This window comes from Novosphingobium sp. (assembly GCF_036803765.1).
Lineage (GTDB): Bacteria > Pseudomonadota > Alphaproteobacteria > Sphingomonadales > Sphingomonadaceae > Novosphingobium.
The window spans coordinates 161,895-183,204 of the sequence record NZ_DAIRTS010000006.1; the positions used below are offsets into that span (position 1 = coordinate 161,895).

Consider the following 21,310-nt stretch of genomic DNA (forward strand, 5'->3'; position numbering starts at 1 on the left):
GCAGATCCCCCGATGACCAAAGTCCCCGTCCCCCCCTCGCTCTCGCCGCTTAAGGTCGGCCCCGTCCAGATCGATTGCCCGGTCGTGCTGGCGCCGATGACCGGCGTCTCCGACTTGCCGTTCCGCCTGATGGTCCGCCGGTTCGGGTCGGGTCTCAACGTCACCGAGATGATCGCCAGCCCCGCGGCCATCCGCGAGACGCGCCAGTCGATCCAGAAGTGGGCATGGGATCCGAGCGAGGAGCCGGTCTCGATGCAGCTGGTCGGCTGCGATCCCGAGCAGATGGGGGAGGCGGCCAAGCTGTCGGAAGATCGCGGCGCCGCGATCATCGACATCAACATGGGTTGCCCGGTGCGCAAGGTCGTCAATGGCGATGCCGGTTCCGCCCTCATGCGCGACGTGCCGCTGGCCGCCCGGCTGATCGAAGCGACGGTCAAGGCGGTGAAGGTGCCGGTCACGGTCAAGATGCGCATGGGCTGGTGCCATGACAGCCTCAACGCGCCCGAACTCGCCCGCATCGCGCAGGATCTCGGCGCGCAGATGATCACCGTCCATGGCCGCACCCGCAACCAAATGTACAAGGGCAGCGCGGACTGGGCCTTCGTGCGCAGCGTCAAGGACGCCGTGTCGATCCCCGTCGTCGTCAACGGCGACATCTGCGGGATCGACGACGTCGCGCAGGCCGTGGCGCAGAGCGGCGCCGACGGCGTGATGATCGGGCGCGGCGCCTATGGCCGCCCGTGGCTGCTGGGACAGGTGATGCACTGGCTGCAGACCGGCTCCGTACGCGCCGATCCGTCGATCGAGGACCAGTACCGCATCATCGTCGAGCACTATGGCCTGATGCTCGACCACTACGGCCCGGTGACCGGCGTCAACATGGCGCGCAAGCACCTGGGCTGGTACACCAAGGGGCTCCCCGGTTCGGCCGAATTCCGCAACCGCGTCAACTTCATCGACAGTGCCGCGGATGTGCTCGACAGCCTCGAGGCCTTCTACGCGCCAATGCCGCAGCGCCTTGCCGAGCGCGCCCGCGCGGAGCAGCGGGAAGCGGCATGACCGAAGCGCCGGGCAGCGGCACGACGACCGCGCCGGAGCGCGCGCGTGCCGAGCACCTGGTGCGTCCCGATCCACGGCGCATGATTGCGAGCTTCCCGCTCGCCGTGCTGCTGCTCGCGCCGGACATGGCGATCTCGGCGGTAAACCCGGCGGCGGAGCAATTGCTGGGGCAGGGCGCCCGCCGGCTCGTGGGCAAGCGCGTCACCGATGTGCTGGCCTTCGAGGAACCGCTCATTATGAACCGCCTGGCCGATGCCGAGACGCAGCTTGTGGCCCGGCGCGTGCGGGTCAGCCTTTCGGGCCACGCGCCGCGCCCGCTCGACGTCATGACCGCGCCCGTTCAGCATCATCCGGGCTGGCAGATGGTCGTGCTGCACGAAATGAGCGGCGTCGAGGGGCTGAGCGACGACACCGGCGGCGATGGCGATGGGGACAGCGCCGCGCTGCGCGCGCCCGAGGTGCTCGCCCACGAAATCAAGAACCCGCTGGCCGGCATTCGCGGAGCGGCGCAATTGCTCGATCGCAAGCTCGGTACCGGCGATCGTGCGCTGACCGGCCTGATCACCTCGGAAGTCGATCGCATCGCCAAGCTGATCGACCAGATGCAGTCGCTGTCACGCCGCATTCGCGAACCTGCCTCGCCCTGCAACCTGCACGAGGCGGTCCGCCGGGCCGAGGCCGTGATCATGGCCAGCGATCCCGGCGCTGTGGTGATCGACGAGGAGTTCGACCCTTCGCTGCCGATGGTCACCGCCAATCCCGATGCGCTGGTGCAGGTGCTGCTCAACCTCATGACCAATGCGCGCGAGGCTTGCGCGGCCCAGGCCCATCGCCGCATTGTGGTGCGCACCCGCTTTGCCAGCGGCATCCAGGTCCACTCGCGCAACGGACGCCCCTTGCGCCTGCCGATCGAAGTCCGCGTCAGCGACAACGGGCCGGGCATCGACCCGGCTTTGCGCGATCACATATTCGATCCTTTCGTAACCGCGAAGAAGAACGGGCAGGGGCTCGGCCTCGCCCTCGTCCAGAAGCTCGTGCGCGAGATGAACGGCCGGATCACGCACGATCGCGACGAGGCAGCGGGGTGGACCCATTTCCGCGTTCACCTCCCGGTGTCCGGCACGGTGCAGGGTGGTTGAAGACATGAAAAAGTCGATACTCCTGGTCGAGGATGACGCCTCGATCGCCATCGTCATCACCGCCGCGCTGGAAGCCGAAGGGCTTCAGGTCGATCGTTGTGATAGCATCGCCGGTCGCGACCGCATGCTTGGCGAGCGGGCCTACGGCCTCATGCTGACCGACGTGATGCTCACCGACGGGGATGGCATCGAGAGCCTGCCGCCGGTGCGTGATGCGTATCCGCGGATGCAGGTCATCATCCTGTCGGCGCAGAACACCCTCGATACGGCCGTGCGCGCCAGCGATACCGGCGCCTTCGAATATTTTCCCAAGCCCTTCGATCTCGAGGAGCTCGTGCGCACCGTTCGCCAGGCGTTGGGCTCGCTCGATGGGGGCGACATGCCGGATGCGGTGGAGGACCTGGGACAGGGGCTGCCGCTGGTCGGCCGCAGTTCGGCGATGCAGGCGGTCTACCGCATGATCACCCGCGTCCTGCGCAATGATCTGACGGTCCTGATCCTGGGCGAGAGCGGAACCGGCAAGGAGCTTGTGGCGGAGGCGATCCACCAGCTCGGCAATCGCCGCGAGGGACCGTTCGTGGCGGTCAACGCCGCGGCGATTCCGCACGAATTGATCGAGAGCGAGCTGTTCGGTCACGAGAAGGGCGCCTTCACCGGCGCCGTATCGCGCCAGATCGGCAAGTTCGAGCAGGCGGCAGGCGGCACGCTGTTCCTCGACGAAATCGGCGACATGCCGCTCGAGGCGCAAACGCGCCTGCTGCGCGCCCTGCAATCCGGGCGTATCCGCCGCGTCGGCGGCACCGAGGAAATCGCGCTGCATTGCCGCATCGTCGCGGCGACGAACCGGGACCTGGTGCCGATGATCGCCGCAGGCACGTTTCGCGAGGATCTCTACTACCGCCTCGCCGTCGTGCCGATCGAGCTGCCGCCGCTGCGCGACCGTGCCGACGATGTCGAGGCCTTGTCCCGGCATTTCCTTGCGCGCGCCGCTGCGGAAGGTCTGCCGCGCCGGCAGCTTTCATCCGGCGGCGCGGCATTGCTCGCGCGCCAGCCCTGGCGCGGCAACGTGCGCGAATTGCGCAATGTGATCTACCGTCTGGCGCTGCTGGCGCGGGACGACGTGATCGATGAGACCACGATCGAACCCCTCCTGAGCGGCGAGGCAGCAACGTCACCCGGCTTGAGCCGGGGGGCAGGCGGCGTCGACGAAAGCCGCGACACGACCTTTGCGGCAGCGCTCGATCGCTTTCTGGCCGATACGCCGCCCGAACCCGGCACGCTCTATGATGCGGCCCTGGCCGCGTTCGAGCGGCCGCTGTTCCTCCATGCGCTTGCCCAGACCGGGGGTAACCAGTTGCGGGCGGCGCAGTTGCTGGGGATCAATCGCAACACCTTGCGCAAGCGCCTGGTTGATCTGGGCATCGCGCCTGAGGATGCCGTCATCGCCCGATAGGACGCTGCTGCACAAAAGGCCTTGCATTTCTGCAACAGCGGCGTTGTAATATCGCCACGATGGGTACAACTGCAACGCGTTCGGGCAGGCGGCTGCCGCGCTGGTGGCGCCGGCTTCTGGTCGGGCTGCGGCGGGCCAACGTCTTCCTCCTGCTGGAAATGGTTGCCGGCACCGCGCTGGTCATGATGCTGGCGGTGTCGTGGCAAACCGTCACGGCGAACGGTGCGGCCAACCAGTTGCTGCCGGCCCGCCTGACATCAGTGCTGTTGATCGGGTCGCTGGTGCCGGCGATGGGCCTGACCGTGCTGGTCGGTCGTCGCCTGGCCCTCGCGCGCGCAGGGCGCAGCGGTGTCGGCAGCAGCGGGCGCCTGCATGTCCGCCTGGTGTGGTTGTTTTCGCTGATCGCGGCGATCCCCACGCTGCTTGTCGTCGTCTTCGCCTCTCTGTTGTTCCAGTCGGGCGTCGAGTTCTGGTTTTCCAACGATTCTCGCGGGATGCTGGAGAACGCCAGCAGCTTGGCACGCGGCTACTATGCCGACAAACTGCGCGACGTCGGCCGCGAGAGCGTGGCGATGGCCGGTGACGTGCGCGGCTATTTCGACCAAGCCCCGATCACCAGCCAGGATTTTGCGGCCGGCTACTCGTGGCAGGTCTACAGCCGCAAGATGGACGAGAGCGCGATCGTCGAGCGCGCCGCCGACGGCACGCTGCGGACCGCCGCGATCGTCGATCCCAACGGCAAGGATAACCGCGAGCGGATTACGCGCGATGAACTGCGCAAGCTCGACGCGGGCGAGCAGGTCGTGGTGTCCGCCTCGGCCGAGCGGATCGAGGCGGTGACGACGATCGATCACGCCCGCGGCATCTATCTCTACGTCGCGCGCAATTCCGACAAGCTGGCACTCAGTCAGTTCGAGCGAGCGAAGAGCGTGCTCGGGGCCTACGACGTACTGACCCGTAGCGCGCGCGCGATCCAGCTGCGCTTCAATGTCGCGCTGTTCATCATCAGCTGGGCACTGGTGGCGCTCGCGGTGTGGGTGGCGCTGCGGTTTGCCGACCGGCAAGTGGCGCCGCTGATCGAACTGGTGAAGGCAGCGCGCAGCGTGGGCAGCGGCAACTTCGCGATGCGCGTGGCACCGGGCAAGGACGCGGACGAGGTCGGCTTGCTGACCCGCGCCTTCAACCGGATGACCGCCCAGCTCGAAGGGCAGACCCAGGCGCTCGTCAGTGCCAATGCCCAGCTCGACGTGCGCCGCGTGTTCATCGAGACGGTGCTAGAATCGGTCACCGCCGGGATCATGTCGGTTGGCCCCGACGGCACGATCCAGCTGGTCAATTCGTCCGCGCAGAAGCTGCTGCTCGAAGAAAGCGAACAGCCGGCTGAAGGGCGGACCCTGTCGGCCATCGCGCCGCAGATCGCCCAGCTGGTTGCCAGCGGCGAAACCAGCGGCCTCGTCCAGTATTCGCGCCAGGGCGAATTGCTCACGCTGGCGGTGCGTGCCACGGCCGATCGGCACGGCCACGTCATCACCTTCGAGGACATTACCCGCCAGCTGGTGACGCAGCGCCGCGCCGCCTGGTCGGACGTCGCGCGCCGCATCGCCCACGAGATCAAGAACCCGCTGACCCCGATCCAGCTAGCGACCGAGCGTCTCAAGCGCCGTTATCGCCGCCAGATCGTGACCGATCCCGAGCTTTTCGAGGAACTGACCGCGACGATCATCCGGCAGGTGGGGGACCTGCGCAAGATGGTCGACGAATTTTCCTCGTTCGCCCGCCTGCCCAAGCCCGTGTTTCGCAGCGAGGACGCCAGCGATCTCGTGCGACAGGCGCTGTTCCTGCAGGAAGTGGCGAACACCGACGTGGATTTCACGTTCACCAGCAACGCGCCGGCGGTGCCCTTCCAGTGCGACCGCCACCAGTTCGGCCAGGTCATGACCAACGTGCTAAAGAACGCGGTCGAGGCGGTGGAGCAGCAGCGCGCGCGGTCGGATGTCGATTATCGCGGGCGGATCGCGATCGATCTCCAGGCCGGCGAAACGGCCGTGACCGTCAGCGTCAGCGACAACGGCATCGGCCTTCCCGCCGACCGGGAGCGCATTCTCGAACCCTATGTGACCACGCGTGAGAAGGGCACCGGCCTCGGCCTCGCGATCGTGAACAAGATCGTCGAGGAGCATGGTGGCGCGATGGCATTCGCCTCCGAGCCTGACGGCGGGACGCGGGTGACATTGCGCTTCGCCCGCGATCCGCTGGCGCAGCAGGCTGGATTGGCTGCCACGACCGCTTCACCCGAACTCGTCCGGGCCAGCCCGGCCTGATCGCTACCGACCCTGATCGTTACCAACATCGCCCCAACTTTTTCGCCACCACACACTTTTCAGGACGCAAGCATTTCATGGCACTCGATATCCTGATCGTTGACGACGAGCGTGACATCCGCGAACTGGTCGCGGGTGTGCTGAGCGATGAGGGCTACGGCTGTCGCCTCGCTGCAGACAGCACCTCGGCGCTGGCCGCGGTGGACGAGCGCCGGCCCAGCCTCGTCCTGCTCGACGTCTGGCTCCACGGCAGCCCGATGGACGGGCTTGAGGTTCTCGACGAGATCAAGAAGCGCGAGCCCGAACTGCCGGTGATCATCTTCTCCGGCCACGGCAACATCGATACTGCGGTCTCCGCGATCAGCCGCGGGGCGATGGATTTCCTCGAGAAGCCGTTCGAGGCCGAACGCCTACTGCTGCTTGTCGAACGGGCAACCGAAACCGAGCGGCTGCGCCGCGAGAACCAGCGACTGAAGCAGGGCTTCGTCGCCTCGGAGGAATTTACCGGCAATTCGACCGCCATCAACCAGGTGCGCGCGACGCTCAAGCGCGTGGCAAACACAGGCAGCCGCCTGCTCATTTCCGGGCCGGCCGGATCGGGCAAGGAAGTGGCGGCGCGGCTACTGCACAGCTGGAGCCCACGGGCGCAGAATGCCTTCATTACGGTCAATTCGGCACGCATCACGCCCGAGCGCTTCGAGCAGGAACTGTTCGGCGAGGAAGTCGATGGCAAGCTGGTGCGCGCCGGACTGCTCGAGATGGCCGACGGGGGAACCCTGTTCCTTGACGAGGTTGCCGACATGCCGGCTTCGAGCCAGGCAAGGATCCTGCGCGTGCTGACCGAGCAGGCCTTCGTGCGCGTGGGTGGCCATCGCCAGATCCGCGTCGATGTTCGCGTCGTATCTTCCTCATCGCGCCCGCTCGAGCGCGAGATCGAGGAGCGGCGCTTCCGCGAGGATCTCTACTACCGTCTCAACGTGGTGCCTGTGGCGATCCCGCCGCTGACCGACCGGCGCGACGACATTCCCGCGCTCGTCGACCATTTCTTCGCACGATACGCGACCGACCAGGGCGTCGCACCGCCGGGGATCACGCCAGAGGCGATGGCCGCGCTGCAGAGCTACGATTGGCCGGGCAACGTGCGCCAGTTGCGCAACGTGGTCGAGCGCACGATCATCCTGACGCCGCGCGAGCGCCTCGGCCGGATCGAGGCGGACATGCTGCCGCCCGAGATCGTCAGCACGCGCCTCGGCGGTGACAACAGCAGCTCGGCGCTGATGGGTGTGCCCTTGCGCGAAGCGCGCGAGAATTTCGAGCGCGAGTACCTCAAGGTGCAGATCCGGCGGTTCTCGGGCAACATCTCGAAAACGGCGAGCTTCATCGGGATGGAGCGCTCGGCGCTGCACCGAAAGCTAAAGCTCCTGGGCATGGCCGAACGCCGCGACGACGACGAGGACGAATGACGCACGTGACGGGGTGGGGCAGGTTGCAGGAATTGCATCTGCTCCTTTCCATTTCGTGGAACGCGGCTGCAAAAACCCGGTTTACCTCGGTGCCAAGGCGCCATAGAACATGCACCGAACCCGGACGGGACATGGCGGCGTCATATTCGCCCGCAATGCTCCGGCCAGATCGCGCAAGCCCCGCCAAGAAGGGGCACGCCAATACCAACAGGAGTCACGTGAGATGACCGGAAAGACCTTGTCCGCCCGCCCCCGCGCCAAGTCGGACACGACCAAGCCTGAAGCCGCCGACACGCCCGAAACGGCTGTGGCGGCTCCCACTGCTGCCGCGGCACCGGCTTCTGCGGCGGCCAACGTCGGGGCCGTGAAAGGGCAGAACCTCCAGGACGTTTTCCTCAACCACCTGCGCAAGAACAAGATTCCGGTCACGATGTTTCTCGTGAAGGGCGTCAAGCTGCAGGGCATCGTCACCTGGTTCGACAATTTCTCGATCCTGCTGCGCCGCGATGGCCAGTCGCAGCTGGTATACAAGCACGCGATCTCGACGATCATGCCGGGCCAGCAGCTGTCGGTTGCCCACTTCCAGGGCGGCGAGGGCGAGGGCGGCAAGAAGCGCCTGCTGCAGGAAGTTTTCCTGTCGAGCGTGCGCGACGCCGGCGTGCAGGTCACTATGTTCCTGGTTAACGGCGTGATGCTGCAGGGCAAGGTCGCGGCCTATGATCTTTTCTGCATGCTGCTGGAACGCGAAGGCTACGTGCAGCTTGCCTACAAGCATGCCGTGTCGACGATCCAGCCTGCGGGCCATGTCGACCTGACCGGCGATTGGGAAGGCGAAACGAACTGAGCACATTTGAATTTGGTCGCAATGCGGGAGATCTCGAAGGCGAGGTCTCGCGCGGCGCGCGCGCCATCGTGGTTTTGCCCGACATCCGCCAGCGTGGCGGATTGGGAGAAGATGCCGAAGCTCGGCTCGAAGAGGGGCAGGGGCTCGCCCGCGCCATCGGCATCGAGGTGGTCGACGCGTTCATCGTGCCGATCCGGGCAGTACGCCCCGGCACGCTGTTCGGCGAAGGCCAGGTCGAGCGCCTGGCCGTCAGCATCGCGCAGAGCGAGGCCGAACTGGTCATCGTCGACGGCTCCTTGTCGGCCATCCAGCAGCGCAATCTCGAGGACAAGCTCAAGCGCAAGGTCATCGACCGTACCGGACTGATCCTCGAAATCTTCGGGGAGCGGGCGGCGACCGCGGAAGGCCGACTGCAGGTCGAACTGGCGCATCTCGATTACCAGGCCGGCCGTCTGGTCCGCTCCTGGACGCACCTCGAGCGTCAGCGCGGCGGCTTCGGCTTCCTCGGCGGCCCTGGCGAAACCCAGATCGAGGCTGACCGGCGGATGATCCGCAATCGCATGGCGCGCCTCCGCCGCGAGCTGGAGCAGGTGCGTCGCACCCGTGGCCTGCATCGCGAGCGACGCCAGCGCGCGCCCTGGCCGGTGATCGCGCTGGTCGGCTATACCAATGCCGGCAAATCGACGCTCTTTAACCGGCTGACCGGTGCCGACGTCATGGCGCAGGATCTGCTCTTCGCGACGCTCGACCCGACAATGCGGGCTATCCGTTTGCCGGGCATCGAGAAAGCAATCCTGTCGGACACCGTCGGCTTCATCTCCGACCTGCCGACTCAGCTGGTGGCCGCTTTCCGGGCGACGCTGGAAGAGGTCACGGCTGCCGACGTCATCGTCCACGTGCGCGACATTTCCAATCCCGCGACCGCCCAGCAAAAGGCCGAAGTCGAGGAAATCCTGACCGATCTCGGTGTCATCGGCGACGAAGCCGAGCCCGTGCCGATCATCGAGGCGTGGAACAAGTGGGACCTGCTTGCCGACGACGAGCGGCTGACGCGCGAGGCGATCATCGCGCAGGGCATCCCGGACCGGACGGTCGTTCCGATCTCGGCGGTTACGGGCGAGGGGGTCGATGCCCTGCTGGACGTGTTGTCCGACTTGCTGACCGGGGGAGCCCAGGTGCTCGACCTGACGATCCCGGCCAGCGACGGCCAACGCCTGGCCTGGCTGCATGCGCATGGCGAGGTATTGGCCGAAACCGCCGGCGAGGATGGCGAGACGCTTCGCGTCAGCGTGCGCTTAAGCCCCGCCGACCTCGGACGGTTTACGCACCTCTGAGGCCTTGACGGCCTGCCATAACGCCTCCTGTGCGGCGAGATCGAGCGTGGCGAAAACCGGTGCGCCCTCGGTCTCGCCCTGCAGCGTTTCCATCCCGCGGAAGCGGCGTTCGAATTTCGCATTGGCGTGGCGCAAGGCATCCTCTGGCGCGATGCCATAGGCGCGCACGAGGTTGACGGTGGCGAAGAGCAAGTCGCCCGCCTCGTCGAGTTGCTCGGCCTGTGTCTTAGCGTCAGCCAGCTCGTCGAGCTCCTCCAGCACCTTGGCGCGCGGACCATCGATGTCGGGCCAGTCGAACCCGACACGCGCCGCGCGCTTCTGCAATTTCTCCGCCCGCATCAGCGCGGGGAGGGCGAGGGCAACCCCGTCCATCGCGCTCTGAGCGCCCTTGGCCGCACGCTCCGCAGCCTTGCGGGTTTCCCAGCGTTCCTCGCGGGATTGCCCGACGTCGTCTTCGCTGCCGAAGATGTGCGGGTGGCGCGATTCCATCTTTTCGGAAATGGCGGTGGCCACGTCGTCGAACCCGAAGGCGCCCGCTTCCTCGGCGATGCGGCTGTGAAACACCACCTGCAGGAGCAGATCGCCAAGTTCCTCGCGCAAGGCGACCAGATCATCGCGGGCGATCGCGTCGGCGACCTCATAGGCCTCTTCGATCGTGTAAGGCGCGATCGTGGCAAACGTCTGGGCCAGATCCCATTCGCAGCCGCCGACGGGGTCACGCAGGCGGGCCATGATTGCGCGGAGGCGGTCGATCGGGTCAAGGCTGGCGGTCATCACCGCTCTCTAGGTCAATTCCGCATCGGCTGTCACGCGCTGCACAGTGACTTTCCAATCCGGAAAATTATCGCTTTCCGAATCAGAAAGTAGCTTGTATCACTTTCCATATCGGAAAGAGGAACAGCCATGGAACGATTAACGAGTGCGGACGAAGCCCGCGATGCCCTTGCAGCCATGACGGCGGCCAAGCGGCAATTGGCCGACATCGCGCAATGCCCGCCCTGGCGCCATGCCGCGTTTGCGGGTTTGGAGGCAGCGCTGGTGGTCAGTCCAGCGTTGCCGGGGCTATCCCGCGCCGTGGTGTTCCTGGCGGTTATGATCGGGATCGCTTTGCTGATCCGGTCCGATCGCAAGCGACTTGGTGTCTTCATCAATGGCTATCGTCGCGGCCGGACGCGGATCGTGACCAGCGTGCTGCTTGGCGCGGTCGTGGCCATGTTGCTGGCGAGCATGTGGGCCAGTCATGAGGCCGGGCTGCCTCAAGTCAGCGTGGCGCTTGGCGTGTTGACGTTCATCCTGTGCTGGATCGGCAGCGTGAAGTGGCAGCGCGTTTTCGTAGCGGAGATGACGGGCGCATGAGCGAGGCAAACGTGTGGGCACCGCTGGATGGCCTGGAGACGCTGCTGCAAGCGCCGGCGAGGCTGCAGACGATGGCTGTCCTCAGCAACGCGCAGGATGTCGAGTTTGCGCGGTTGCGGGAAATCACCGCGTGCAGTGACTCCGTCTTGTCCAAGCATCTGTCCGCGTTGGCCGAGGCTGGGATGCTCACGTTGCGCAAGGCGCCGGTCGATGGACGACAGCGAACCTGGGCGCGCATCACCGGCGATGGTCGACGTCGTTTCGAAGCGCACGTGCGCGCGCTGAAAGCCATTCTGGAGGGGGTCCCGGGGGGATGATCTCCCCTCCGAGCTGCCAAATCGGCCAGTTTGATAAGAATTATTATGTTAAATGGGGTCTGCTTTGGATGGGCAATGTCGGCTACCGATGCAGCCCCAGCCTGCTCGCGAGGATCGCGACCACGGCGATGATGATCGCCCAGATCAGCGCCATCCTGGCGCGCGCGGACCACGACAACCGCCCGAAAGCGCCGCCGCGAACCACGAGGATCAGCGCCATCACCAGTCCAATGACGCCGATCCACGCGCCAGTCACAGGGTGATCTCCAGTCCATCGTAGCCCGGCTCGACGTGATCGGGCGTCTCGTTGCAGACCGCACGATAATCCATCGACTTGTCGAGATGCGTCAGCACCCCGCAGCGTGCCCGGCATGTCTCGACCAGTTCCAGCGCCATCGCGAGATTGGCATGCGTGGGATGCGGGTCGCGCCGCAGCGCGTCGACGACCAACACGTCGACCTTGTAAAACAGGTTGACCATCTCGTCGTTTATGGCACTGAAATCAGTAGCATATCCCACGGACTTGCCATCCTGGTCGAAACGGAAGGCGGTCGACTGTGCAGGACCATGATCCATCTGGCAGTGCGTAATCGCCATGCCCGACATCATCCGGACACGGTCCAGGTTATCGAGGTTGCAGATCGTGTGATAGCCGTGCTGGCCGGCAAAGACGTAGCCGAACCGCTGGCGCAGCCGCCGCACCGTCTCGTCGGCGGCAAACCCTGGGATCGGCGCACCGCGACCCATGCGTAGCGGGCGCAGGTCGTCGATGCCGTGGGTGTGATCGGCGTGATCGTGCGTCCAGACCACGCCATCGATCCGGTCAATGCCGGTCGCCAGCAACTGCTGGCGCAGGTCGGTCGGCGTATCGACGAGGATGCGCGCTCCATCCGATCCTTCGACCACGATAGCGACGCGGGTGCGCCGGTTGCGCGGTTCGGCTGGATCGCAATCACCCCAATCGTTGCCGATGCGGGGAACACCGGTCGACGTTCCGCTGCCGAGCATCACCAGCTTCATGGCGACGGCCTTTCCGCCTTCGAAAACAGCCGGAAAAAGTTGTCGGTTGTGCTCGCCGCCAGGGTGTCGAGGGTTTCGCCGCGCAACTGGGCGACGAACGCCGCCGTATCCGCCACGAAGGCTGGTTCGCATTTCTTTCCACGATGGGGGATCGGGGCGAGAAACGGCGCGTCGGTTTCGACCAGCAGGCGTTCTGCAGGGATTGTTGCAACGAAGGCCTGCAAGTCCTTGGCGTTCTTGAACGTCACGATGCCCGAGATAGAGATCGTCAAACCCAGATCAAGCACGCCACGGCCGAAATCCGCGCTCGCGGTGAAGCAATGGATCAGCGCCGGAAAGGCGCCCTTCCCCATTTCATCCTGCAGGATCCGCAAGGTGTCGGCCTCGGCGTCGCGCGTGTGGATGATGACGGGAAGACCCGTCTCGCGCGCAACGCCGATGTGCATGCGAAACAGGTCCTGCTGCACCGCGCGGTCGGAGTGGTCGTAGTAGTAATCGAGCCCCGTTTCACCGATGCCGACCACCCGGGTGTCATCGGTGGCCGCCCGCAAGACGGCCGCACCCAGGTCGGCATGGCCATCCGCTTCGTGGGGGTGGATGCCGACACTTGCCCAGACGTCAGGCTCGCGGTGCGCAACGGCGACGACGTCCGCCCACTCGCGCTGCCGCGTCGAGATGTTGAGGAAACCGCCAATGCCGCGCGCCCGCGCTGCCGCTAGGGCTTCGCCCTGACGGTCGACCAAGCCTTCGTAAATGAGGTGGCAATGCGAATCGATCAGCATCAGGCGGAAGCGCCTTCCTCGGCCGGCAGTTCGAGCCGCGGGAACGCGCCCACCGGTTGCGCCAGCGCCTCACCTGTGGCGACGCGTTCCATGTACCACCCCGCATGCGAGAATGCGGTAAAGCCGCGCGCCTCGGCCGGAATGCCAAGCTGGTCGAGCACCTTGCCGGCTGCAGCCGGGACGACAGGGGCAATGGCGATGGTGAGGTCGCGGATGGCCATGAACAAGGTAAGCAATACCGCGCGCATGCGTTCCGGGTCAGTCTTGCGCAGTGTCCAGGGGGCCTGCTCGTCGATATAGGCGTTGCAGGCGAAGACCGCGCGCATCCAAGCCTCGATGCCGACCGAGAAATTCAAGGCGGCGAACTCGCGTGGCAGGTCGACGGCCGCCGCCTCGCGCACCGTGGCGAGCAGCGCGTCATCTGCGTCGGTGCTCGAAAACGCGGCAAGCTCGCCATTCATGTTCTTGAAGATCATGGACAGGACGCGCTGCACGAGGTTGCCGTAGCTGTTGGCCAGTTCCGCGTTGCAGCGGGTCACGATCGCCTCGGCCGACCAGGACCCGTCCTGTCCGAACGCCACTTCGCGCAGGAAGAAGTAGCGAACCGCGTCGACGCCGAACTGCTCGGCCAGCGCGATCGGGTCAGTCACGTTGCCGAGCGACTTCGATTCCTTCTGCCCACGATTGAGCAGGAAGCCGTGCCCGAAGACATGCTGCGGCACCGGCAATTGCGCGCTCATCAGAAACGCGGGCCAGTAGATGGTGTGGAAGCGGACGATGTCCTTGCCGATCAGGTGCAGGTTCGCTGGCCAATACTTTGAAAAGGCATCGCTGTTTTCCGGCCAGCCTAGACCGGTGAGGTAATTGGTCAGCGCGTCGACCCACACGTACATGACGTGGTTGTCGCTGCCGGGTACCTTCACCCCCCAGTCGAAGCTGGTGCGTGAAACCGAGAGGTCGCGCAGGCCCTGCGACACGAACGCGGTCATCTCGTTACGCCGGGTCTCGGGGCGGATGAACTCGGCGTTGTCGGCATAGAGCGCGAGCAACTTGTCCTGATAGCGCGAGAGACGGAAGAACCAGCTTTCCTCGACCGTCCATTCGACCGGGGTGCCCTGCGGCGAGAGCTTGGCGCCCCCTTCCCCCTCGATCAACTCGCTCTCGTCGTAGTACGCCTCGTCGCGCACCGAGTACCAGCCCTCGTAGCGATCGAGGTAAAGGTCGCCGTTCGCCTCCATGCGGCGCCAGATTTCCTGGCTGGCCGCGTGGTGGCGTTCCTCGGTGGTGCGCATGAAAACATCGTAGTTGATGTTCAAAGCTGCGCACATATCGATGAAATGCTGCGACATTTCGTCGCTGAGCTGAGCCGGGGTCATCCCCAGGTCACGCGCCTTCTGCGCCATCTTCAAGCCGTGCTCGTCCGTGCCGGTCTGGAAACGCACGTCGCGCCCCATGGCCTTGTGGAAACGGGCGATGACGTCGGCTGCGATCGCTTCGTAGGCGTGGCCGATGTGCGGCTTGCCGTTGGGATAGGAAATGGCGGTGGTGATGTAATAAGGCTCGCCCATGGCGACGGTCGCTTCCTTCAGCGGGAGATCGCCCCCGCTCTAGTCCGCGCGGCGCGCGCCAGCAACCCGCCGATTTCCATGACGAGCAGGCCGGGGTCGAAGTTGTGGGTGGGCACTTCGCGCCCCAGTTCGACCAGCCTCTCATGCGCGGCGATGATCCCCATGCGGGCATCCGGCATGGCGGCACCGGCCGCCTCGACCAGAACGGTGCGGGCCGCCTCGATCGTCGCCAGCAGGCGCTCGCGATCGGGACGCGCGCCGAGCGCGGCCGCAAGCTCGCTGCGCAGTGCAAGGTCCGGATCGCCACTGTCCAGCATCGCGCGCATCAGCGCGATCGGACGCGCGAGGTCGTGCATCGCAAAGGCCAGCGCTGCGCCGGGCGAACCGTGCGCCACGGCAATCGCGGCGGCGCGCGTTTCGGCATCGATCTCGGGAGCGGCACGGGCCACGGCACTGTGCATCTCAGCTTCGTCCAGCGGGCGAAAGCGCAGGACCTGGCAACGCGAGCGCACCGTCGGCAGCAGCCGCCCCGGTTGGTGGACCACCAGCAGGAAGAACGTGCCCTGCGGCGGCTCCTCGAGCCCTTTCAGCAGGGCGTTGACCGCGCCCTTTTCAAGGTGATCGGCCGCATCGACGATCACGGCGCGCCGCGCGCCCAGCGTCGGGCGGGTGTGGAGCCGGCCCAGCATCGACCGGATCTGGTCGACGTTGATGTTGCGCTTGCGCGCATAAGGCTTTCCATCGTCGCGCTTTTTCGCCTCGTCGTCATTGGCCGGCAAGGGTTCGAGCAGGAGGATGTCGGGGTGCTGCAGGGCCGGTGGCTGGGCGACGCCGCGTTCCGCGACGAGTGCCGCGGCAGCCTCGATCGCGAAGGCCGCCTTGCCCAGTCCCTCGCGCCCCGCCAAGAGCCAGCCATGGTGCATGCGCTGGCCGGCAAGCGCGGCGCGCCAGGCTTCCCAAGGCTGCTCGTGACCGATCAGCATGATGGAGGAAGCCAGCGATTGAGCGCACCAAGCACGCGAGACGCCACGACGTCTGGCGTCCCATCGGCCGGAACGCGGGCAAAGCGCGTCGGTTCGGCAGCGGCATAGCCGGCAAAGGCCTCAGCAACGCGGGCATGATAGGCCGCATCGCGCCCACCGATCCGGTCCGCCAAGCCCTGGTCGCGCGCGGCGCACCGCTCGGCCGCGAGAACGGCATCCAATTCAAGCAGCACGGTGCAATCGGGGAGCAGGCCTTCGCTGCCGATGCGATGCAGGGTCATCAGGTCCGCGTCCGACAAGCCGCTGCCGCCGCCCTGGTAGGCACGGCTGCTGTCGAGGAACCGGTCGCAGATGACCCACGCCCCACGCGCCAGTGCGGGGCGGATCAGCCGCTCGACGTGGTCTGCCCGGGCGGCGGCGAACAGCAGAGCCTCGGCCCGCGCGCCCCAGCCAGCGCCCTCCGTGCTCAAGAGAAGGCTGCGGATGGCCTCGGCGCCGGCCGTGCCACCGGGCTCGCGCGTCTGCACGGCCTCGATCCCGCGCGCGGCCAGAGCCTCGGCCAGAAGGCGGGCCTGGGTCGATTTGCCGGCCCCTTCCCCTCCCTCGAAGACGATGAAACGGCCGGCCGTCATGAGCCGACCATCGCGGCAAAGCCGTTGCGCAGGCGATCGAGCGCACCGCCCGCAGGCACGGCCTCTCCGGCCACCAGCGGCAGGCGCGCATCGGGCTGCCCCGGCGCGCGGACGATCAATGTGGCGATATCCTGTCCCTTGGCGATGGGCGCGCGCAGCGGCCCCTTGTAGCGGATCGTCAGCGTCGGCTTGGCGCGCTGGCCATGCGGCAGCAGCAGCGCCAGCGGGTGCGGCGCCACGAGACCGACGCTCGGCGCCGTGCCGCCCTGGACACGGGCGCTGCCCAGATGATCGCCGGCGCGGAACAGCGGCTGCGCGTCGAACGCGGCAAAGCCCCATTCGAGCAGCGCGGCGCCGTCACGGGCCCGGTCCTGCGGGCGATCATAGCCGCCGATCACCATCATCAGTCGCCGCCCGCCGCGCTGCGCCGAGCCGACAAGGCCATAGCCGGCCTCGTTGGTGAACCCTGTCTTCACTCCGTCCGCGCCATCGACCACGCCGTATAGCGGGTTGTGATTGCGCTGCTCGATACCGTTCCAGATCAGCCGTTCGTGGCCATAGAACCGGCGGTAGAGATCGGGATGGCGCGTGATCATCGCCATGCTCAGCGTGGCGAGATCGGCGGCGGAGACGTAAGTGCGGCCCTCGTCCATCCAGCCATTGGGCGTGTTGTAATGCGTATCGCGCATCCCGAGCCGACGGGCCTGCGCGTTCATCATCGCGGTGAAACCGGGCACGCTGCCGGCGACCCCCTCACCCAGGACCACGCAGCCGTCGTTGGCCGATACGGTGACGATCCCTTCGAGCAGATCGGCAACGCGCGTCTGGCTGTTGTTTTCCAGGAACATCGTGCTGCCGACACCATGCCAGGCGCGAAACGTCTCCGGCCGCATGGGAAAGGCCTGGTCGAGCGAGAGCTTGCGCTGCGCGATCAGTTCGAACGCGACATAGCTCGTCATGATCTTGGTCAGCGAGGCAGGCACGAAGCGGCGATGCGATTGGCGCTCGAACAAAATGCGGCCCGAATCCACGTCGATCAGCAGCGCGATCGGCGCGACCACCTCGGGCGGGCGCGCCGGATCGCTGGATACGGTGACATGGGGAGAGCGCATGGCGCTGGCCGGCAACGAGATCAGCGCGGCGGCAGCGGCAAGAGGCAACAAAGAACGACGCAAGCAGGACCCCGGAAATCTAGGCGACGATGATCTGGGTGCGATCAGGGCGCGGTCAGGGCGCGCGCTGGACCCTCGCATCGGCATAGCCCGCCCGCTTTGCTCTGGCCAGAGCGGCGGTGGCATCCGCCTGCGATGCCGAAGGCCCGATGTGGACCCGGAAGAACTTGCCGGCGGGCGATACCGTTCCGCCGACCTGCTTCGCCGCCTTATCCGCGTTGGCGCGCGTGGAAAAGGCTCCGACCTGCACGATGTAGCCCTTCCCCGCCGGTTGCGGTGTCGGCTTGGGAGGAGCGGGCTTTTCGGATGCTGCCCTGGGAGCGTCCGCCCGTGCAGCCGCAGGTTTTGCCACCGGAAGCTTCGCCATGGGCGCCTTGGCGGGGGGCGGTGTGGGCGCAATGACCTTGGTTGGTGCGGGCAGCGGCGCAGTCGCCATGGGCGCAGCGGCCTTGGGCGTCGGACGGGGCATAGGAGCCGGCGTCGCTGCGGCAAGCGGCTTGCCTGATGCGCCCAGCGCCGCGGCAAGCGCTGCCGGGCTTGGCTGGACCGGCGGCAGCAGGCCCAGCTTGCGCTTCAGTGCGGCAAGCAGGCCGGGCGGCGTATCCATCCGGGCTGGTGCCTGCTGGCCGCCGCGCAGGGCTGCGCGCTCGTTCTCGGGCGGATTGACCCGCCGGACCCGCACCGGATTATGCCCGCCGGAAAGGCCGAGCTGCGCCATGGCGCCCGGCGAAAGAGCGATCAGGCCATCACCGGTCATCGGCCCGCGCCGCTCAAGCCGGACCACCACGGTCCGTCCGCTGTCAAGCGCGGTGACCTCGACATAGCTCGGTAAGGGTAGCGTGCGATGCGCGCCGGTCACGGCCCCCTCACCCGCGCCATCGGCGACCGCGTAGCCGACGGCGTCGTAGTTCATGGTGTCGACTGGCGTGTACGTCACGCCGTCGACCGTGAACGGATCGCCGAGCACCATCGGGTAGTCGTCGGCCGGGCCGGCCACCACCGCTGCTGCTGCCTCGCGCGCAATGGCCGGAGCAGTCACGGCAAACGTCAGGCCCACGGCAGCGAGCGATACGGTGGCGGTTAAAGTGGCCAGGGCAACCCGATCAGCGGCTGATTTCATCGGCGAGCAATCCCACGGAAAGGGCGTAGAAGTTCGAGCAATTGTAATCGAGGATGACTCGATAATTTCCGGTTAGCAGGTAGGCGGTCCGCCCCGGCCCGTCCGGCTCGAGGAATGTCGCCAGGGTATCGTCACCCGCCGGCCAATACCCGCTTTGCGGCGCAAGGCCGAGCGCGCGCCATTCGCGCACCGTTCGCCAGCGGCTGTGCCGGGCGAAGACCTGAGGGCAACGCGGGCTGACCAGGCTGGAGCCCAGTGCGCTGCGGTCGAGGCTGGCAGGCGCGTTCACCGCAAAGCCCCAGGGCTGGCCGGTCCGCCATCCTGCGTCGCGGAAGTAGTTGGCGATCGAGGCGATCGTGTCAGCGCGGCTGTTCCAGATGTCGGCTATGCCGTTGCCATCGGCATCCTGCGCCACGCGCAGATAAACGCTGGGCAGGAATTGCGGATTGCCGAAAGCACCGGCCCAGCTGCCGACCAGCTGCTCGCGCGGCACGCCGCGATCGACCATCTTGAGCACGGCCACGAATTCCTCCGCGAACAGTTCGCGGCGCCGCCCTTCGTAGGCCAGCGTCGCGAGCGAACGCGGCAAGTCGAAATCGCCGGTATAGCTGCCGTAGTTGCTCTCGTGCCCCCAGATCGCGAGCACGATCTGCCCCGGCACGCCGTAACGCTGGCTGACCCGCGACACGAGATCGGCGGACTCCGCATAGATCCGTCGCCCCCGCGCAATGCGGCCGGCATCGACATGCCGCCGGCGATAGGGCTCGAACGCCGGTGTGCCCGACGACGGCCCCGCGCCCGGCTGGCTGCGATCGAGCGCGATGACGCGGGGGTTGAAGGTAAGCCCGGACGTCACCCGCGCAATCGTCTGCTCACGCACCCCCGCCGCCCGTGCGCGCGCGGCAAGCAGCTGCAGATAGCCCTGGAAGCCGGCATCTTCGGCGCTCTGGGCCTGTGCCGAGGGGCCAGCCAGCGTTATGCAGGCCAGCGAGGCCAATGCGATCGTCGCCTTGCGCCACAATGGACGGGGCGATTGGCGCATGGAGGAGGACGAGGTACCAAATGGGAAAGGAAGCATCATTGCAGGCACGTGTGGCACGGCTCGCCCCCCAAGGGAAACCCCTTTGGCCCAGACCGATGCATGCACCCGACAAAATGTGCAAACCCCCTTCCCGACTTGCATCTCTGCCGCTATCGGGCGGGACCGGCCGCGGAAGGGTGGCAGAGTGGTCGATTGCAGCGGTCTTGAAAACCGCCGATGTGCAAGCATCCGTGGGTTCGAATCCCACCCCTTCCGCCAATTCAAAAATTCGCAAACTCTCAAAAACCCCCGTAAATCCGGGGGTTTCGTCGTTTTACGACGTTGGCCGCCTTGCAGATGTTCCCATTTTGTTTCAGGGATCCGCTTCTTCCATGGGGGAACCGTGGGGGTATCGGTTCAAGAAGTTGGGGGTATCCAATGCTCACCGCGAAAGAGTGCGAAATGGCGAAGCCTGGGGACAAGCCGATCAAGCTCTTCGACAGCCTCGGCCTTTATCTGCACATCACTCCCACCGGGCACAAGGGCTGGCGCTGGAAGTACCGGTTTGGCGGGAAGGAGCGCGGCCTGGTCTTTGGGGCTTTCCCTCAGCTGTCGCTGAAACGGGCGCGCGAGATGCGGGACGATGCCCGTCAGCTGCTGCGCCAAGGCATGGATCCGGGAGACGAGCGCCGTCGCGCAGCGCTGCGCCGGGTGACGGGTGTCGATCAGACCAGTACGTTCCAGGCGGTTGCCGAGCGCTGGCACTTGATGCAGTCGCCACAATGGAAGGACCGGCATTCTGCGGACGTCATGACCAGTTTGCAGAACGAAGTGTTTCCGCACCTCGGCGCCATGCCGCTCAACGAGATCAAACCTGCGGACGTTCTCGCTGTGCTCGAAGTGGTGCAGCGACGCGGCGCTGTGGAGACAGCACACCGCGTTCGCCAGCGGATCTCGGCGGTCTTTCGGTATGCCATTGCCGCGGACATCTCAGACAACGACCCAGCGTCGCTAGTTGGGGCAGCGCTGCAGCCCGTGCGGAAGCGGAAACAGCCCGCGTTTCGCGACGTGGTGTCCGCGATCAGTTTCCTGAAAGCGTTCGAAGCCTCACCGGGGCACCCGACGACCAAACTTGCATCGCGCCTTCTGGCCCTAACAGCGGTTCGTCCCGGCATGATCCAATGGGCCGAGCCTTCCGAATTCGAGGACCTAGACGGCGCAAACCCGATCTGGCGCGTACCGGCAGCCAAGATGAAGCTGCGCAAGGAAAATTCCGAGACCGAAGCGTTCGAATTCATCGTGCCTCTGTCGCGCCAAGCCGTGGCTACGGTGCAAGCGGCCAAGCTCTTTGCGTTCAACCGCAAGTACCTCTTCCCATCGGCCCGACACTCGCATCGGCCATTCACGGAAAATGCGCTCAATGTGGCGTATCGCCGGGTGGCAGGCTTCGAGGGGCGTCACGTCCCGCACGGTTGGCGGTCCACCTTCTCGACCGTCATGAACGAGCGGGCGATGGAACAAGATCGCCCGGCCGATCGGTCGATCATCGACCTGATGCTCGCGCACGTACCCAAGGATCGGGTAGAGGCAGCGTACAACCGTGCTTCGTATATGCCGCGTCGCCGCGCCATCGCGCAGGAATGGGCGGATCTTTTGACCGCCGACCTGGCCCCGCCGGAAACCCTATTGGCCGTATCCCGGCGGTAGTTTGTGGCGGAGGCCGCGC

At 66.2% G+C, this 21,310-nt stretch carries 20 protein-coding genes and 1 tRNA gene; 11 read left to right on the plus strand and 10 right to left on the minus strand.

Translation table 11 applies throughout. The annotated features are described in order from the left end of the window. The first annotated feature begins 12 nt into the window (after positions 1–12). The 7 genes from dusB to hflX all read left to right on the plus strand — a co-directional run bounded on the left by dusB (position 13) and on the right by hflX (position 9,613). The gene (gene dusB, locus V7Q48_RS06035; RefSeq protein ID WP_333836876.1) at positions 13–1,059 is read left to right on the plus strand and encodes a tRNA dihydrouridine synthase DusB; all 1,047 of its coding nucleotides are present in this window, start codon (positions 13–15) and stop codon (positions 1,057–1,059) included. A gap of 80 nt (positions 1,060–1,139) precedes the next feature. After that, the gene (locus V7Q48_RS06040) at positions 1,140–2,198 is read left to right on the plus strand and encodes a two-component system sensor histidine kinase NtrB (RefSeq protein WP_333836915.1); all 1,059 of its coding nucleotides are present in this window, start codon (positions 1,140–1,142) and stop codon (positions 2,196–2,198) included. A 4-nt stretch (positions 2,199–2,202) separates the two neighbouring features. Continuing rightward, the gene (locus V7Q48_RS06045) at positions 2,203–3,651 is read left to right on the plus strand and encodes a sigma-54-dependent transcriptional regulator (RefSeq protein ID WP_333836877.1); all 1,449 of its coding nucleotides are present in this window, start codon (positions 2,203–2,205) and stop codon (positions 3,649–3,651) included. 59 nt (positions 3,652–3,710) lie between these two features. Next, a complete protein-coding gene (locus tag V7Q48_RS06050) occupies positions 3,711–5,972 on the plus strand; it encodes a sensor histidine kinase (RefSeq protein WP_333836878.1) in 2,262 nt (753 codons plus the stop codon). Between the two features lie 77 nt (positions 5,973–6,049). Next, positions 6,050–7,435: a nitrogen assimilation response regulator NtrX gene (gene ntrX, locus V7Q48_RS06055; protein WP_333836879.1), complete on the plus strand. Its 1,386-nt coding sequence runs from the start codon at positions 6,050–6,052 to the stop codon at positions 7,433–7,435. A gap of 223 nt (positions 7,436–7,658) precedes the next feature. Continuing rightward, positions 7,659–8,279 (plus strand): RNA chaperone Hfq, encoded by a 621-nt coding sequence (gene hfq, locus V7Q48_RS06060; RefSeq protein WP_333836880.1) that lies wholly within the window; start codon positions 7,659–7,661, stop codon positions 8,277–8,279. Positions 8,280–8,344: 65 nt separating this feature from the next. Then, complete coding sequence (gene hflX, locus V7Q48_RS06065) at positions 8,345–9,613, plus strand: GTPase HflX (protein WP_333836916.1); 1,269 nt, start codon at positions 8,345–8,347, stop codon at positions 9,611–9,613. Here hflX and mazG read toward each other — a convergent pair. Then, the gene (mazG, locus tag V7Q48_RS06070) at positions 9,575–10,387 is read right to left on the minus strand and encodes a nucleoside triphosphate pyrophosphohydrolase (RefSeq protein WP_333836881.1); all 813 of its coding nucleotides are present in this window, start codon (positions 10,385–10,387) and stop codon (positions 9,575–9,577) included. The two genes, hflX and mazG, sit on opposite strands and share 39 nt — an antisense overlap. 177 nt (positions 10,388–10,564) lie before the next feature. Between mazG and V7Q48_RS06075 the strand changes: the two genes are divergently transcribed. Then, positions 10,565–10,969: a hypothetical protein gene (locus V7Q48_RS06075; protein WP_333836882.1), complete on the plus strand. Its 405-nt coding sequence runs from the start codon at positions 10,565–10,567 to the stop codon at positions 10,967–10,969. Beyond that, the gene (locus V7Q48_RS06080; RefSeq protein WP_333836884.1) at positions 10,966–11,286 is read left to right on the plus strand and encodes a transcriptional regulator; all 321 of its coding nucleotides are present in this window, start codon (positions 10,966–10,968) and stop codon (positions 11,284–11,286) included. Before V7Q48_RS06075 ends, V7Q48_RS06080 begins: the two co-directional genes overlap by 4 nt. An 82-nt stretch (positions 11,287–11,368) precedes the next feature. Here the strand turns inward: V7Q48_RS06080 and V7Q48_RS06085 are convergent, their stop codons facing one another. From V7Q48_RS06085 to V7Q48_RS06125, 9 genes are all read right to left on the minus strand, one after another. Then, positions 11,369–11,542, minus strand: a complete 174-nt coding sequence (locus V7Q48_RS06085; RefSeq protein WP_333836885.1) for a hypothetical protein — start codon at positions 11,540–11,542, stop codon at positions 11,369–11,371. Continuing rightward, a complete protein-coding gene (locus V7Q48_RS06090; RefSeq protein ID WP_333836886.1) occupies positions 11,539–12,306 on the minus strand; it encodes an MBL fold metallo-hydrolase in 768 nt (255 codons plus the stop codon). Before V7Q48_RS06090 ends, V7Q48_RS06085 begins: the two co-directional genes overlap by 4 nt. Further along, positions 12,303–13,088, minus strand: a complete 786-nt coding sequence (locus V7Q48_RS06095) for a TatD family hydrolase (RefSeq protein ID WP_333836887.1) — start codon at positions 13,086–13,088, stop codon at positions 12,303–12,305. Before V7Q48_RS06095 ends, V7Q48_RS06090 begins: the two co-directional genes overlap by 4 nt. After that, positions 13,088–14,656 carry a methionine--tRNA ligase gene (gene metG, locus V7Q48_RS06100; protein WP_333836888.1) on the minus strand — a complete coding sequence of 523 codons (1,569 nt, stop codon included), beginning with the start codon at positions 14,654–14,656 and terminating at the stop codon, positions 13,088–13,090. Before metG ends, V7Q48_RS06095 begins: the two co-directional genes overlap by 1 nt. 17 nt (positions 14,657–14,673) lie before the next feature. Beyond that, on the minus strand, positions 14,674–15,639 hold the full coding sequence (locus V7Q48_RS06105; protein ID WP_333836889.1) for a DNA polymerase III subunit delta': 966 nt from the start codon (positions 15,637–15,639) through the stop codon (positions 14,674–14,676). Next, on the minus strand, positions 15,633–16,271 hold the full coding sequence (gene tmk / locus V7Q48_RS06110; protein ID WP_333836890.1) for a dTMP kinase: 639 nt from the start codon (positions 16,269–16,271) through the stop codon (positions 15,633–15,635). Before tmk ends, V7Q48_RS06105 begins: the two co-directional genes overlap by 7 nt. After that, positions 16,268–17,431 carry a D-alanyl-D-alanine carboxypeptidase family protein gene (locus V7Q48_RS06115; RefSeq protein ID WP_333836891.1) on the minus strand — a complete coding sequence of 388 codons (1,164 nt, stop codon included), beginning with the start codon at positions 17,429–17,431 and terminating at the stop codon, positions 16,268–16,270. Before V7Q48_RS06115 ends, tmk begins: the two co-directional genes overlap by 4 nt. A gap of 67 nt (positions 17,432–17,498) precedes the next feature. Further along, positions 17,499–18,563, minus strand: coding sequence for a septal ring lytic transglycosylase RlpA family protein (locus tag V7Q48_RS06120; protein ID WP_333836892.1), 1,065 nt, complete (start codon positions 18,561–18,563; stop codon positions 17,499–17,501). Beyond that, on the minus strand, positions 18,547–19,605 hold the full coding sequence (locus V7Q48_RS06125) for a lytic murein transglycosylase (protein WP_333836893.1): 1,059 nt from the start codon (positions 19,603–19,605) through the stop codon (positions 18,547–18,549). The genes V7Q48_RS06120 and V7Q48_RS06125 overlap by 17 nt, the downstream gene beginning before the upstream one ends. Positions 19,606–19,775: 170 nt before the next feature. Between V7Q48_RS06125 and V7Q48_RS06130 the strand changes: the two genes are divergently transcribed. Together V7Q48_RS06130 and V7Q48_RS06135 are read left to right on the plus strand one after the other, a co-directional pair. Continuing rightward, a tRNA-Ser gene (locus tag V7Q48_RS06130) sits at positions 19,776–19,863 on the plus strand. 159 nt (positions 19,864–20,022) lie between these two features. Beyond that, positions 20,023–21,291, plus strand: a complete 1,269-nt coding sequence (locus V7Q48_RS06135) for a tyrosine-type recombinase/integrase (protein ID WP_333836894.1) — start codon at positions 20,023–20,025, stop codon at positions 21,289–21,291. The last annotated feature ends 19 nt before the right edge of the window (positions 21,292–21,310 follow it).